Genomic DNA, 741 nt, shown 5'->3' with positions numbered 1-741 from the left:
GATGCCTTATCGTAGGACTTGAAGCTCCAAGTACCTTCTGCTGTCTTCACTTCCGTTTTACTTGGCTGAGTTGGAGTCGCTTGACTACCATCTTTCAAGTCGGTTTGGTCTGCTGGAAGCAAGGCTTTCACTCCTTGTGGAAGGTCTTTCCCTGGGATTCCGCTGACAAATTCATGTGTTGCCTTGTAAGTTGGTGCTGGGGTAAATTCCCAAGTACCGACGAAGTGGGCATCCGCTCCATTGATGGTTTCTGATGCCTTGTCGTAGGACTTGAAGCTCCAAGTACCTTCTGCTGTCTTCACTTCTGTTTTACTTGGTTGAGTTGGAGTCGCTTGACTACCATCTTTCAAGTCTGTTTGATCTGCTGGAAGCAAGGCTTTCACTTCTTGTGGAAGGTCTTTTCCTGGAGTTCCGCTGACAAATTCATGTGTTGCCTTGTAAGTTGGAGCTGGAGTGAATTCCCAGGTGCCTACGAAGTGGGCATCTGCTCCATTGATGGTTTCTGATGCCTTGTCGTAGGCCTTGAAGCTCCAAGTACCTTCTGCTGTCTTCACTTCCGTTTTACTTGGTTGAGTTGGAGTCGCTTGACTACCGTCTTTCAAGTCTGTTTGGTCTGCTGGAAGCAAGGCTTTCACTTCTTGTGGAAGGTCTTTCCCTGGAGTTCCGCTGACAAATTCATGTGTTGCCTTGTAAGTTGGTGCTGGGGTAAATTCCCAAGTACCGACGAAGTGGGCATCCGCT

Annotated in this window: 1 protein-coding gene; it reads right to left on the bottom strand. The window is 48.3% G+C overall.

Features of this window, described 5'->3' with window-relative positions; genetic code table 11:
* Positions 1-741 (bottom strand): SHIRT domain-containing protein (locus tag HMPREF0849_RS09995; protein ID WP_000000884.1); only part of this gene is annotated, 741 nt, incomplete at both ends.

Source organism: Streptococcus sp. C300, from assembly GCF_000187645.1.
Classification (GTDB): Bacteria; Bacillota; Bacilli; order Lactobacillales; family Streptococcaceae; genus Streptococcus; species Streptococcus oralis_CQ.
This window is presented reverse-complemented; position numbering and strand designations above follow the sequence as displayed.